The sequence below is a fragment of the Paraburkholderia sp. AV2 genome, from assembly GCF_054968425.1.
The window spans coordinates 53,612-66,143 of record NZ_JBANLK010000017.1 but is presented as its reverse complement, the minus strand read 5'-3'; the positions used below and the strand labels follow the sequence as shown (position 1 = coordinate 66,143).

General features: G+C 67.3%; 14 protein-coding genes. 4 read left to right on the top strand and 10 right to left on the bottom strand.

Annotation, left to right across the window (positions count from 1 at the left end):
- Window positions 1-17 precede the first annotated feature (17 nt).
- Genes V8683_RS14440 through V8683_RS14425 form a run of 4 tightly spaced genes read right to left on the bottom strand, consistent with a single transcriptional unit; the run spans window position 18 to window position 4,184 of the window.
- On the bottom strand, window positions 18-779 hold the full coding sequence (locus tag V8683_RS14440; protein ID WP_411191546.1) for an energy transducer TonB: 762 nt from the start codon (window positions 777-779) through the stop codon (window positions 18-20).
- Window positions 772-1,170: an ExbD/TolR family protein gene (locus V8683_RS14435; RefSeq protein WP_411191545.1), complete on the bottom strand. Its 399-nt coding sequence runs from the start codon at window positions 1,168-1,170 to the stop codon at window positions 772-774. The genes V8683_RS14440 and V8683_RS14435 overlap by 8 nt, the downstream gene beginning before the upstream one ends.
- The gene (locus V8683_RS14430; RefSeq protein WP_411191544.1) at window positions 1,167-1,814 is read right to left on the bottom strand and encodes a MotA/TolQ/ExbB proton channel family protein; all 648 of its coding nucleotides are present in this window, start codon (window positions 1,812-1,814) and stop codon (window positions 1,167-1,169) included. Before V8683_RS14430 ends, V8683_RS14435 begins: the two co-directional genes overlap by 4 nt.
- A 24-nt stretch (window positions 1,815-1,838) precedes the next feature.
- The gene (locus tag V8683_RS14425; RefSeq protein ID WP_411191543.1) at window positions 1,839-4,184 is read right to left on the bottom strand and encodes a TonB-dependent receptor; all 2,346 of its coding nucleotides are present in this window, start codon (window positions 4,182-4,184) and stop codon (window positions 1,839-1,841) included.
- A 407-nt stretch (window positions 4,185-4,591) separates the two neighbouring features.
- Here V8683_RS14425 and V8683_RS14420 point away from each other — a divergent pair, with 407 nt between their 5' ends.
- The 4 genes from V8683_RS14420 to V8683_RS14405 all read left to right on the top strand — a co-directional run bounded on the left by V8683_RS14420 (window position 4,592) and on the right by V8683_RS14405 (window position 7,795).
- On the top strand, window positions 4,592-5,719 hold the full coding sequence (locus V8683_RS14420) for a TIGR03364 family FAD-dependent oxidoreductase (RefSeq protein WP_411191541.1): 1,128 nt from the start codon (window positions 4,592-4,594) through the stop codon (window positions 5,717-5,719).
- 284 nt (window positions 5,720-6,003) lie between these two features.
- Window positions 6,004-6,336 (top strand): hypothetical protein, encoded by a 333-nt coding sequence (locus V8683_RS14415; RefSeq protein ID WP_411191539.1) that lies wholly within the window; start codon window positions 6,004-6,006, stop codon window positions 6,334-6,336.
- Between the two features lie 418 nt (window positions 6,337-6,754).
- Entirely contained in the window at window positions 6,755-7,078 is a 324-nt protein-coding gene (locus V8683_RS14410) for a hypothetical protein (protein WP_411191537.1), read from the top strand.
- A 114-nt stretch (window positions 7,079-7,192) separates the two neighbouring features.
- A complete protein-coding gene (locus V8683_RS14405) occupies window positions 7,193-7,795 on the top strand; it encodes an alpha-ketoglutarate-dependent dioxygenase AlkB family protein (RefSeq protein ID WP_411191535.1) in 603 nt (200 codons plus the stop codon).
- Window positions 7,796-7,930: 135 nt separating this feature from the next.
- Here the strand turns inward: V8683_RS14405 and mdcH are convergent, their stop codons facing one another.
- Genes mdcH through V8683_RS14375 form a run of 6 tightly spaced genes read right to left on the bottom strand, consistent with a single transcriptional unit; the run spans window position 7,931 to window position 12,530 of the window.
- Entirely contained in the window at window positions 7,931-8,869 is a 939-nt protein-coding gene (gene mdcH, locus V8683_RS14400; RefSeq protein ID WP_411191533.1) for a malonate decarboxylase subunit epsilon, read from the bottom strand.
- On the bottom strand, window positions 8,866-9,543 hold the full coding sequence (locus V8683_RS14395; protein WP_411191531.1) for a malonate decarboxylase holo-ACP synthase: 678 nt from the start codon (window positions 9,541-9,543) through the stop codon (window positions 8,866-8,868). The genes mdcH and V8683_RS14395 overlap by 4 nt, the downstream gene beginning before the upstream one ends.
- Window positions 9,543-10,367 (bottom strand): biotin-independent malonate decarboxylase subunit gamma, encoded by an 825-nt coding sequence (gene mdcE, locus V8683_RS14390; RefSeq protein ID WP_411191530.1) that lies wholly within the window; start codon window positions 10,365-10,367, stop codon window positions 9,543-9,545. The genes V8683_RS14395 and mdcE overlap by 1 nt, the downstream gene beginning before the upstream one ends.
- Complete coding sequence (locus V8683_RS14385) at window positions 10,364-11,245, bottom strand: biotin-independent malonate decarboxylase subunit beta (RefSeq protein WP_411191528.1); 882 nt, start codon at window positions 11,243-11,245, stop codon at window positions 10,364-10,366. The genes mdcE and V8683_RS14385 overlap by 4 nt, the downstream gene beginning before the upstream one ends.
- Entirely contained in the window at window positions 11,242-11,556 is a 315-nt protein-coding gene (locus V8683_RS14380; protein WP_027796194.1) for a malonate decarboxylase subunit delta, read from the bottom strand. The genes V8683_RS14385 and V8683_RS14380 overlap by 4 nt, the downstream gene beginning before the upstream one ends.
- Window positions 11,544-12,530, bottom strand: a complete 987-nt coding sequence (locus V8683_RS14375; RefSeq protein WP_411191526.1) for a triphosphoribosyl-dephospho-CoA synthase — start codon at window positions 12,528-12,530, stop codon at window positions 11,544-11,546. The genes V8683_RS14380 and V8683_RS14375 overlap by 13 nt, the downstream gene beginning before the upstream one ends.
- Window positions 12,531-12,532: the final 2 nt, after the last annotated feature.

Here is a 12,532-nt window from a genome sequence, read left to right as displayed (position 1 = left end):
GGAGGCCATTACGCCGCTCAGCTCACCACGAAGTGCACCCGCACGTCTTGTTCGCTCTCGACCGGATGCCCGTTCTCCATGGCCGGGAAGAAGCGCCAACGGTGCAGGGTTTCGAGCAGGATCTGGTTGAGCCGCGGATTTTGCGTGGGCTTCGCGAGCTCGACGTCGAAGCTGCCGTCCGGATGGATCCTGAAGTGGGCGACGGCCGTGAGCGCATAGCCCTGCTCGCGCAGATCGTCGGGCAGGACCGGCATGGGCTGCGCCAGCACGCGGGCCCGCGCGCTGCCGGCCGGTCCCGGCGACGCGTTGCCGGATACGGTGGCGTTCGACGAAGCCGCGGTGGCCGCTATGGCCGGTGCAGTTTGCGCCGCCGGGGTTGTTGGCGTTGTGCTGGGGGTTGCGGGCGTTTCTTGCGCAGCGGGTGCGTTGGCCGCACGGGTTGCTTCGCGCGCGGTCATGACGGGCGGCGGATTGCCGTGCGGTGCAGCCGCATGCGTTGGTGGGGTTGGTGTAGGGACAGGGATATGCTTCGCCACTACGGCCGCGGGCGGCTCTGCCGCAGGACGCGCTACTGGTGCAGGAGCCGGCGCTGGCGGCGCGATTTCCACGAGGCGCATCTCTATCGCCGGACTCGGCGCGACCCGTTCGCGCACGCTGAGCCAGCCCGCCACATGAGCCAGCAGCGCGAGACACAGCGCTGCGGCAAGCACGACGGCCGCGGCAAGGCGCGCAGCGTCGCGGTCGGCCAGCGCGAACAGCTTGCGGGCACCGCTACTCACGATGCACGGCGACGAGGAAGTGCACGGCGCCCGCCTGGCGCGCGGCCAGCATGGCCTCTATCACGATGCCGTGCGAGGCGTGATCGTCGGCGGCGACGATCACGTTGCCGTCGGGATGCAAACGGCGCGCAATGGCGGGCGCGACTTCGTCGAGCCGTACCGGCTGCCGGTCGACGAAGACCTGGTTGGACCGGTCGACCGAGAGCGTGAGCGGCTCGTCCTGCGTGAGCGCTTCGGCGTGGCCTTGCGGAAGGTCGAGACGTACGGCGTCGAGCCGCTGCATCGCGAGCGAAGCCAGCATGAAGGTGGCCAGCAGAAAGAACATCACGTCGATCATCGGAATGATCTCGATGCGGCCACGCTTCGAGCGGCGCGAACGGCGCAGCTTCATGACGGCAGTCCGGCGCGTTCGGTGGCGAGGCGCAGGTCGCTGAGCGCTTCGTTGGCGAACGACTCGATCTCGTCCATGAGCTGGTCGATGCGCCGCGAGAAGAAGTTGAACGCGAACAGCGCAACGAGTGCGATGACGAGGCCGATCGCCGTGGCGATCAGCGCCTGGGCTACGCCGCCCGTGACGCCCGAGGGATTCACGAGACCGTTGCCGCCAAATAGCCTGAACGAGTGCATCATGCCGGCGATCGTGCCGAGCAGCCCGAGTAACGGCGCCGCGGTGACGATGGTTTCGAGCAGCCACAGGCCGCGGCTCATGTCTCGCTCGATCTGTGCCGCGGCCGCTTCGACGCGCGTTTCGATGCGCCAGAGCGGCCCTTGCGCGTCGGTCAGCAGGCGGCCGATGCGGCCCAGCGCGTGACGGGGCGGCAGCGCGGAGACGAGCTGGGCGACGCGGTTGGTGCGGTCCACGCCTGCCGGCGCTGCGGACGCGTCGTCGGCCCAGCGCGGCATGCGGCCGAAACGCCAGAACGCGTAGGCGCGATCGAGTGTGATGGCGAGAGCCGCGATCGCCAATACGGTGAGCGGGTAGATGGCCCAGCCGCCAAGGCGCGCGGAGTCGGAGAGGGCGGTCCAGTCGTTCATGTCCGGATTCCTTGAGGATCACTATCAAAACAGCTTCGTGATGCCCGCGTAGACCGCGCGTTGCGGCCCGTACTGCGGCGCTTCCACGCCGATGCCCGAACCGTCGCGCAGTTCGTACACGCTGTTGAAGGCGTTGATCAATACGACGCGCGCATCGAACTTGCCGACGATCGGCTCGTTGAAGTGGCGGATGAGCGCCAGGTTGAGCTGGCCGTACCAGGGCAGCTTGTCGGTGTTCGCGAAGCCGCTGCGCAGGCCGCTGCCGACAATCGCATCGGCGGTGACGGTGTTTTGGCCGAAGTCGTAGGCGCCGCCCATCGAGACCGTCACGCGCTGATCGTGGTCCAGATATACCCAGTGGTTCGAAATATAGGCAAGCTCGTCAGCGCCGAAGTTGAACTGCGCGGACGTGACATCTTCGCCCTGGGCCCGGCTCAGCGCGACGTTCAGGTAACCGCTGATGTTGCCCGCCTTGTAGTTGCCGGTGAATTCGATGCCGTAGACGCGGCCGCGTGCGTAGTTGAACGGTGTATAGATCAGCGCCGTGCCGAACTGGCCGAGGTCGAGCAGGTTCGAGGCGATCTTGTAGTAGGCGTCGACGCCCACGGTGAGCGCGGGCGTGAGGCGCTGCGAGATGCCCACGTCGAAGTAGTGGTCGCGCTCGGGCTGGACCGGGCTGTCCGTCGTGACCTCGCTCTGGTTGGTCGTGCCGTTGAAGCGCGTGATCGTGGAGGCGGAGACGAGCTCGAAGTCGGGCGGCGTGAAGTAGCGCGCGTAGCCGGCATGCAGCGTGGTCGCGTTGGTCGGCTGGTACACGAGGCCGACGCGCGGGCTCAACTGGTGGGCGGTCACATACTCGTTCATGCCGTCATAGCGCACGCCGTAGTTCAGCGTGAGCTTCGGCGTGAGCTTCCATTCGTCCTGCACATAGGCGCTGTACAGATAGCCGGTCTGCGACCCCGAGTCGTTGATGGTGAAGGGGACATCGGAAGTCTGGTTGCCGTTCGCGTCCGCCGGGAACACGGCAACGCTGTCGTTGAACACCGCGTGTTCCTGCTGCGCCATCAGGCCGGCGCGCAGCGTGTGCGCGTCGTTGAGCCGCCAGGTCGTATCGACCTGCACGCCTTCCGCCTGGTTGCTGCGGAAGTCGTCCGACGCCACGCCGTTGAACATCAGGTCGCCGACTTCGTCGGGGTTGAACTGCGTTCGCGTATAGCGCGTGAAGAAGGCGACCTGATAGTCGAGCGCGCCGCCGTTCGTGCCCTGCAGCGCGACCACGCCGAAGTTGTTCAGCTCCGACTGCGTTTCGTTCAGGCTCGCGGAATTGAAGGTGGTGTGGCCGGCGAGCGCGTAATTGGTCGGCAGGCCCGGGGTGTCCGGCAGTTCGAACTGGTTCGCCGCCGTGCCGAACATCACGCTCAGGCGCGTGAGCGGATTGATGAGGTACGACAGGTAGCCGAAACCGTTGCCCTGGCGCGTGTGATCGTGCAGCGGATCCGGGTCCGAGGTCGGCGCTTCGATGCCGAGGTTGTTCACGCCGAGCGTACCGGTGAAGAAGTAGCTGAGCGCCCCTTGGGAACCGTAAACGTCGGCGCTCGTCTGCAGCGTCTGGTGACTGCCGCCATAGACGTCGATCGAGCCGCCGTTGCCCAGGTCGCCGGTTTTGGTCGTGATGTCGACGATCCCGGCGGTGCGATAGCCGTACTGGGCCGGCAGTGCGCCCGTGATCAGGCTCACCTGGTCGATGATGCGCGTGTCGAGCGACTGCCCGAAGCCGCTGATCGGCTCGGGGATGATGATGCCGTTGATCCGGTACTGCAGGTCGGCGTGGTCGCCGCGCACGTGCAACTGGCCATACGAGTCGTTGGCCACGCCGGGCGCCTGCAGCAGCACCTGATTGAGTGGTGTATTTTCTCCTTGCGGCAGGTTCTGGATGTCCTCCTGCGTGAAGCGGTAGACGCTTGCCCCGATGTCGGGCTGCAACCCGTTGCGGGCTTCGTTCAGCCGCTGCGCCTGAACGCTCACGTCCATTGTGCTGCCCTTTTCGAGCGTCACCTTCATGGGCGGCGGCACGCTCTTGTCGACGGTGGCGATGCTCGTGTGCGTGCCGAAGCCATTCGCGTCGACCGTGACGGCATAGGTGCCAGGCTGGACATTTTGCACAACGAAGCTACCGTCGTGGCCGGTATGGGTTTGCGCGAGCGTGTGGCCGTCCGCGTCCTGGACCGAAATGGTCGCGTTGTCGAGCGCGTGGCCTTGTGCGTCGGTGACGGTGCCCGTCAGGGAGGAACTCGCAGCCATGGCGGAGAGCGAGAACGCCTCTGCAAACAGCAGCAACGTAGCGCCTGAAATGAGAGTGTGGCGTTTCATGTTCTTGTAATCGGTTGAGAGAGCGTCTTGCCGCCGCCGGTCGAACATCCGCCGTCAAACATGGGAGGCGACTGGCAACCGTCGGTGCTGGGAGAGGTATGTTATAACATAACATTAATATTGCGCAATCTCGTGTAATCGTCTCGTCCATCCCGATCTTCGTTGCCGAGGCAGCGGCCCGACCGGTGTTACGCAGAGGAGCAGGCGCTGGCTCATCGACGGGTTGCCGTGTCTGTCACATGGATGTCTTCTGAATCGGGTAGATTCGCGCGCCCGTTCTTCACGTCCCATCCCGCAACCATGCTCATGTCGATTTCCCGCCGGGTCCTGTGTGTCCCGTTCCGCGGCCCTGCGCGCAGCGGCGCATCCCATCCTGCTTTTTCCGGTCGTCCGGTGGGGAGGCTCGCATGAACGGTCATTTCGACGTCGCCGTGGTCGGCGGCGGCATTGTTGGGCTGGCAGTCGCGCTGGCGGCGGTACGCAAGGGCAAACGCGTCGCGGTGCTCGACCGGAGTGCGCGGGCCACCGGAGCCTCCATTCGCAATTTCGGTTTTGTTACCGTGACGGGCCAGGAAGCCGGCGATCACTGGGCGCGCGCGATGCGCAGCCGCGACGTGTGGATGCAGGTGGCCGAAGAGGCGGGCATAGCCGTCCAGCATCGCGGCGCGGTGATTCCCGCGCGGCGGAAAGAGGCGGCCGACGTGCTGCATGCCTTCCTGGAAACGGAGATGGCGGCCGGCTGCAAACTGATCTCGCGCGACGAGGCGGCAGCCATCGTGCCGGCTCTGCGGCTCGATGCGGTCAGTGAGCTTCTCTACAGCCCGCACGAACTGCGCGTCGAATCATCGGAAGCACTGCCAAAGATTGCCGCGTGGCTCGCGCAACAGCACGGCGTCGTGTTTCACTGGAATACGGCTGTGCTCGCGGTGGACGGCAAGCGCGTCGAAACGAGCCGCGGTTCCATTCATGCGGATGCCGTGGTCGTTTGTCCCGGCGACGATCTCTCCACGCTCTTTCCCGAACGCATTGCGCCATACGGTCTGCGCATCTGCACGCTCCAGATGTTGCGGCTCGTAACCGGCGATGCGCGGACAGCGTTTGGCGCGGCGGTAATGTCCGATCAGAGCCTCGCGCGCTACGAGGGGTTCGCGGCGCTGCCCGAGGCGCAAGCACTGATTCGCAGGCTCGACGAGGAAGAGAGCGAATACCGCGCCGCGGGCATTCACCTGATCGCGGTGCAGTCTGCCGATGGGTCGCTCGTCGTGGGCGACAGCCACGTGTACGGCGACGCGCCGGCACCGTTCGCGCAGGCGCGTTTCGACGAGTTGATCCTCGGCGAGTTCGATCGCGTGTTCGATCTGCCGGCTCGTACGGTGGCGAATCGCTGGACCGGCTGCTATGTGTCGTCGAGCGAACGCCGCGTGCTGGTGGACCGGCCCGACGATCACATTCGCCTCGTCATGGTGACGGGCGGAACAGGGGCCTCCACCGGGTTTGCGCTCGGCGAGCAGGTGATCGACGACCTGGGGCTTTGAGCATCGATGCGCCATCGGCCTGTCGCTGTCGAGCGACAGGCACTCTGTTGACAAAGCAACCCAAGCCGTTGAAACTCGATCCCATGTTGACCTTCAACCTTCTCACTTTCGTCAATCGAGGCCATATGGGCGCCTGCTCGGGCGTGCCAGCGGAGGCCTGTTTGCGTTAGATCCAGGAAGTGAAGCTCAACAGGCCTCGCCGGTGATACGGATGAGGCCTTTTCTTTTTGTGGCGTCTCCGTTTGCCGGCATCCACTACCCGGCATCCCTCAACGGAGACGAACATGAACGCGAAGAAGCCATCGCTTGACCGCCGCGACACCCAGGACGCGGCGCTTTATCCAACCCGGCGCGCGGGCCGGCCCCGAACCGAAACTTCGACGCTGCACGATACGCGCGGGACGTTCTCCGCGCCCCTGTCGCTCGTGCGGATCTTGCATCCTTACGAGTATTGGGCGTATGCGACCCCGGACGACAGCGGGGACGTCGGCTCCGCGCCGCCCCGCGCGGAGCCGGAACCGCCGAAAAGCGGCTGGCCGGCCGCGCCGCCGCTGGCGGTCGCCGGCTGGTGGCGGCGCTGGACGGCGCGCGCACTTTTCCGTTCCGGTGCGCCTTGATGTTCTGATGGCACGGGATTGAACGCCATGGCAAAGCTTCTGCGTGCCGGTGTGTGGCCGGCACGCGGGGGCTCTTGGCCATGCGTGGGATGGGAGAGGGGGCGAGATTGATGTATCGGACTACTTATTATTGATTGCCTGATAAAACCCTTGGCTAATCCGCACATTGGGTTTGTAATTAACGCAACTAACGGTCAATCTCCGCGCCGTCCACGCACTCAAAAGCAGAGTGCAAAGCAGTCATCAAGCCGGTGCGGGTGCGTCCCCTCATTTCAGCGCGGCACAATCTTGTCTCGGTCATTCCCGGCGGCTCGCGCGGGCCCGGTACTGTTAAACGTCCATTGAACACGACCAGCCGGTGGACTATGCTCAAATCAGATCCCGCGCAGTATGTGGGACGCCAAGGGGGAGACAGGTCATGAAAGCCATCAAGCCTGCAGGCCAGGAGCATCATGGCCGCCATGTCGGTTACGAGGGCAGTCACGTCATGCTGCCGCTCGTCGTGCTATCGGTCATGGCGCTGGCACTCTACCTGTTCGTCAGGCACGTCGATATCTCGGAGCTTGGCCGTACCGCGTTGTTCTATGTCGTGATGGTGTTCGTCACGCTGGGCATCGCGGGGCTGTTCGGTGCCGTTGGCGGCTGGCTGCGCTCGCGCACGACCGACGCCGCGTCTGAAGGCTTCTGCTTCATCGGCGCGCTTGTCGGCGCGATCGTTTTCTATATCGCACTCTTTACCTGAGTGCTGCATCCCGAAAGCAGGTAGCGCGTGCGCATGCTTGCGGGTGGCGTCGCACGCGGGCATTCCGTGCAACACTGCACCTATTCGTCTGATTTCGCCCACGCAATCTCTTTCATGTTCGACCTTTTCGACGACGCGCCGCAACCCGATGTGGCGTGGCATCCCGGTTGGCTCGCCCCCGAGCAGGCCACGATCCTGTTCGCGCGCATCGTGGCCGAAACGGACTGGCGTCAGGAACGCATCCGTACGCCGGGCGGCTGGGTGGATCAGCCGCGCCTGACGGCCTGGCTTGGCGAGCCCGACGCCGTCTATATCTATTCGGGCATACGCAACGTGCCCCAGCCCTGGACCCCGGCCGTGGCGGAATTGCGCGACGCCGTATCGGCCTTGTGCGGCGCTCGCTTCAATAGCGTGCTGCTCAACCGTTACCGCAGCGGCGCCGACAGCATGGGCTGGCATGCCGACCATGAGCCGGAACTGGGTCCGGAGCCTGTCATTGCGTCGGTGAGTCTCGGCGCGACGCGACGCTTCGATCTGCGGCACAACGCGACAGGGGTGACGCGCTCGTTCCGCCTGACGGGCGGCAGCCTGCTCGTGATGCGCGGCAAGACCCAGGCACAGTGGCGGCACCGCGTGCCGAAGGAGCCGGCGGTAAGCGGCGAGCGGCTGAACCTCACGTTCCGGGTCGTGATGCCGGAGTTGCGGGGGAGGCGGTAATTGCGCGCAAATGACGGCGGAATGCCTGCCGTATTGGCGAAAATTAACCGGTATGACTTGCTGTGCCTGGCTTCGGCTCCCGGTTGAAGGAAATCGAATACCACTTTATGCGCATAAACAACGTATTCGTCCGATTCACGCGTCCTCGCCCAGACGTCGCCGTACGATCGGGATCAGCCGTTCGAGCGGCAGCGTCGAAGCGCTCAACGCGGTCACGTCCGGGAATTGCTCGCGGGCAATGTCGGTGAGCACCTGCGCCGGCGGCACCTCTACCAGCACTGTTGCGCCCGACTCGACCATCACGGTGAGGGCGTCGAACCAGCGCACGGTGTGGCGCATGTTGGTGGCGAGATCCGCGCGGATCGCGTCGCCAGTGTGGAGCGGGCGGCCGCCCCGGTTGTCGATGTAGACGCTCTGCGGCGCGCGAAAGGGAATGCCGTGCGCCCATGCCGCAAGCTGCTCTGCCGCGTCCGATAATAGTTCGCAGTGCGAAGGAACGGATACCGCGAGGCGCTGCGCCTTCCTCGCGCCTTGGGCGAGCGCGCGAGCGGCGAACGCATCCAGGGCGCTATCGGCGCCGGCCACGACGATCTGGCGCGGCGCGTTCACGTTGCCGACGTACACGGGTTCGCCGCCTGCCTGAAGCTGGGCGCGCGCCAGCGTTTCGACCTGCGTTTCGGTGAGGCCCGAGATGGCGGTCAGGCCATAGCCGCTTGGCCAGGCTGTTTCCATCAGTTCGGCGCGTTTGCGGACCATCCGCAGTGCGTCGCCGAACGAGACCGCGCCGCAGGAGACCGCGGCAGGAAAGGCGCCGACCGAAAGGCCGGCGCTGAACTGCGGCGTGAGCCCTTCGTGCGCGAGCGCGCGGGCACAGGCGACGCCGGCCACCGTGAGGCCGATCTGCACGGCCACGGTGGAGCGCAGGGCATCGGCGCTGTCGAGCGTGAGCACGTCGAGGCCCAGCACCGCCGATGCTTCGTCCAGCGTCGCCGCCACGGCTTCGTGCCACGGCAGCCGGTGAAGAAAGCCGGGGCTTTGCGCGCCTTGGCCGGGGAACATTAGCGCGAGTGTCATGACGCAAACCAGGGATCGGCGACGAAGCGCGGGCCGTCGCTCGCGCGCACGAGCACGCGTGGCTTGCCCGCGGCGAGTTCGGTCAGCGCCACGCCGCCCAGGGGTGTTTCCACCTGCGCATCGACACGCGTACCGGCGCGCGCCGAGGCGTGGGCGAGCACGTCGGCAAGCGTGCGGAGCAGGGCGGCCTCGCTGCGCTCGGGCAACCGGATCAGCAGGTCCAGGTCGCTCGAGGACGATAGCGTGGGTAGGCCGGAGGCCAGCTCGAACCCGGTGCTGCCAGTCGGGCCCCAGGCCAGCGAGTGTAGCGGCGACACCCTTTCGCGCAGCAGCGCCAGGGCCACGAACGCGGGCAGGGTGCTGCGTCCGGCCTGCGGTTCCCTCTGCAACAGGTCTTCCGGCGAGCAAACCGCTTCGATGTCCTGATGATGCAGCCACGTTCCGAATCGTTGGTCGCGCGCCGCCCCGCGCACACCCGCCGCAACGAAGCCCGCCGGCGCTTCTGCGCGTCTGACGACTGCCCACGGCGCGCGTTCCAGCGCCGTATGCACCCATTCGGGCTCGTCATGCGCGCGAGGGATGCGCAACACGCGCAGCAGATCGTGCGCACGCCAGCGCGCATCCGCGACGCGCGGGGCGTCGGCGGCGAACGGTGGCGCGGCGCAGACGCGCATCAGCTCGCATCCCACTGATGCGCGAGGCGCTTGCGCACCTCGATCGACGCCGCGCGCGTGCGCTGCGCGGCATCGCCTTGCAGGCGGTGCGAGAGATCGCGCCGGTCTGCGCGGGCCTCGCCCACCATGCGCGCGAGCACGTCGCGCACGCGGGCAGTCTGCTCCGCGCTCGGTGCGTCCGCATCCACGCCTTCGATCAGTTCGTCGAGCAGCCCGAGCTTGCCGAACGACGCCATCGAGTACGACATCGGCACGATCGTTTCGCCTAGCGCGTCGAGTTCCTCCACGCTGCGCCGCGTGACGCGCGCGGCCGCTTCCTTGCCCATCGCGTGGACCATCGTGCCCTCCGCGTCGAGCGCGACAATGCGATTGGCCTGGTAGCCGTGCGCGAGGAACGCGCCCGACATGGCCGGCCCGACGATGAGTGCGACCACGGGATGGCCCGCGAGCCGCGCGCTCGCGTAGGCGTCGACGGCGGCGGCGCACGCCAGATGAATGCCGAGCATTTCCTCGCGATAGCCATAGGCCTGGCTCTTTACGTCGACCACCGCGACGATGGGCCGGCGGGTCGGGCCGGCGGCATCGGCGGCGATCGCTTCGCGCACGGTCTGCGCGAGGCGCCAGCCTTGTTCGAGGCCCACGACGTTATCGCGCGCGCGCGGAAAGCGGTTGTCGGGATCGGGCACGACCGCGATGAAGCGAGCGGTTTCGTCGCCGAGCGGGGCATCGGCGTAGTGCACCGCGCCGCCGTTGGCCCGGGCGGCACTGTCGCCTGCGAGGGCGCGCAGCCACTGCGCGCCGCGGCTCGAAATCGTATCGCTCATGCCGTTTCTCCACCGGAGCTGAGGGGTGTCGCGCCGAACACGGCGCGCATCGTTTCGGGCGCCACCGTAGTGGGGTCGATCGCCGCGAGCTTCGCGAGGTACGTGTCGACCTGCTCGCTGCGCGCGGCAGCAGGCACGCCGCGCGCGAAGGCCGCCTGCACGGCGGCGCGCACGTCGTCCACGGCGTCTTCCACCAGCGCATCCGCGTAGCCGGTCCGCGCGCGCTGCTCGCCGCCGATCAGTTGCCACACGCGGCGGCGATCGCTCGCGTCGAGTTCCTCGATGCCCGCTTCCTGCTCGATCACCTCGGGGCCGTTCATGCCGAGCCGTCCCTGCTTCGTCATCACGAGATACGAGCACAGCGCCGCGGCGAGCGACATGCCGCCGAAGCAGCCGACCATGCCCGCGATCACGCCCACGACCGGCACGTAGCGCCGCAGCGCGACGATGGCGGCCTGGATTTCGGAAATCACGGCGAGACCGAGGTTCGCTTCCTGCAGACGCACGCCGCCCGTTTCGAACAGCACGACGGGGCGCACGATCTTGCCGCGCTCGCAGTCGGCCAGCGCGAGTTCCAGCGCCGCGGCGATCTTGCTGCCCGACACTTCGCCGATGCTGCCGCCCTGGAACGCCGATTCGATGGCCGCCACGACGGCGGGCTCGCCGTCGATGGTGCCGCGCGCGATGACCGCGCCGTCGTCGGCCTGGCAGACGATGCCCTGCAGCGGCAGCCACGGCGATTCGAGGCGATCGAACGGGCCGAGCAGTTCGCGGAACGAGCCCGCGTCGAGCAGCGCGCGCGCGCGTTCGCGCGCCGTGAGTTCGATGAAACTCTCGCGCAGCAGCGCGCGCGGCGTGCTTTCCGGTACGGCGTTCATGATTGCGCTCCTTGTGCCGCGTCCTCGGCCGCTTCCACGGCTTCCGCAAGCCGCAGCGCCACGATGCCGGGCGTCGCGCCGAAGTCGTTGATCTCGATTTCGGCGGCGCCGTCGTAGCGCGTGAAGAAGCGGTCGAGCACGCTCTTCCAGATGTGGCCGTAGCCGTCCACGCTCGTATGCACGGTCACGCGCGCGCGCAGGTCGCCGGCGGGCTGCAGCAGCACTTCGAGATCGCCCGAGCCGACGACGCCCACGTGCGCGCGCGTCGTGACGGCGCGCTGCGCCGGATAGTCGAAAGTCAGTTGTTCCATGTTGTTCCTCCGCCAATGCGGTGCTGAACGAGTCTGTCGATGAAGAGCGTGGCGGCGAGCAGGTCGGCCGCGCCGCCCGGCGATGCGTTGAGCGCAAGCAGCGAGCGTTCGAGCGAATCGAACGCGGCCCGGCCCGCGGGGGTGGCGATGCCGCCGGCCTCGCGCACGCGCCGCGCGCCGGCTTGCGCGGCTTCGCGGCCGGCGTGGCCCGCACGATGCAGCACGCAGGTATCGTCGAGCGAGGCCATGATCGCGAGCAGCGCATCGACGCGTGCGGTGCCTTCGTCCTGTCCTCGCGCGCGCGCTTCGAGCAGGGCGGGCAGGCCTGCATGCGTCACGTGCGGGAAGCCGTCCTGCGCTTCGCTGCGCGCGCCGCCTACGTTGTATTGCCGGCGCACGCGCTCGCCGTTGCTGAGTGTGGGGCGCGCGTGGGGATCGTAGAAGCGGTCGTCGTAGCGGGCGATCTGCGCGCCGGTTTCGCAGATGCGCGAGGCGTGGGCGCAGGCCGATTCATCGCTGTCCGGCGGCGCATGCACGATGGCCGCGCCCGCCACGAGCAAACCGATGATCCAGATCGCGCCGCGATGCGTATTGCTGCCGTTCGTCGCGCGCATCATCGCGGCTTCGCCGGCACGGCCGATGCGTGCGAGATCGGTGCGCAGGGCGACGCCGGGCGTCGCGCCGCGCGAGGCGCGCGCGAGCGCGCGGAACGTCGGTTCGAGCGCATGCGCGGAGCGCAGCATGGTCGCGAGATCGAGGTCGCTGTGCGCACCGTTGCCGCGCGCGTCGACGAGACCGGGCTTCGGCGTGAGCCGTGCCTCGTCGATCAGCGCGTCGCGCGCGAAGCGCGCCAGTTGAGCGTCGGGGCAGGCGGCTTCGTCGCGTGCCGCGAAGGCGGCATGCGGATCGCGCGCAAGCGGTGCCCCGTTGCTCTCGGCCAGGGTGGCCTGGGTATCGAACGCAAGCGTGCGCATCG